At 65.2% G+C, this 500-nt stretch carries 1 protein-coding gene; it reads right to left on the bottom strand.

Features of this window, described 5'->3' with window-relative positions; translation table 11 throughout:
• Positions 1-145: 145 nt before the first annotated feature.
• Positions 146-500: transposase (locus tag AB6A65_RS16565; RefSeq protein WP_371039485.1), on the bottom strand; the 355-nt coding region annotated here is incomplete at its 5' end.

Raw genomic sequence — 500 nt, 5'->3', positions numbered from 1 at the left:
AAGGATCGTCTGATCTACCGCTTCGGCATCGCCGATCTTCGGACAGAGGCGGTGTGACGAGGGCACGTCGACCGGGTATGCCGGCGATTTCGGGAGATCTGCCTGCCCGAAGAGCCGAGATTGGCGTCCGAGGGCAGACTCCGCCTCATGCCAGCAGCCTCCGTCGGACGAGCAACAGGTTGCCAAGGGCGAACAGCGTGAAGAGCTGCGCGCGGTTCTTTGCGAGGCCGCGGTATCGGGTCTTGAGATATCCGAACTGGCACTTGAGCACCCTGAACGGGTGTTCGACGCGCGCCCGCACCTTGGCGATGATCCGGTTGATGTCTTCGTCCAAGGGGTGCAGCGCGCCGCCCTTCGGCGCCTTGCGCATGACGCCCCAGACCTTGCCGGGGCCTGAGAACGCGGCCTCCCGTGCTGCGCTGACATAGCCCTTGTCCGCCCAGACCGACGTCTCCGCGCCGTGCAGGAGCTCGTCCCAGACTTGGCTGTCGTGCACCTTT

Source organism: Rhodosalinus sp. FB01, assembly GCF_041365715.1.
In the GTDB taxonomy this organism is placed as follows: Bacteria; Pseudomonadota; Alphaproteobacteria; order Rhodobacterales; family Rhodobacteraceae; genus Rhodosalinus.
Note: the sequence above shows the minus strand (reverse complement) of the source record. Positions and strands in the feature narration are given on the sequence as shown.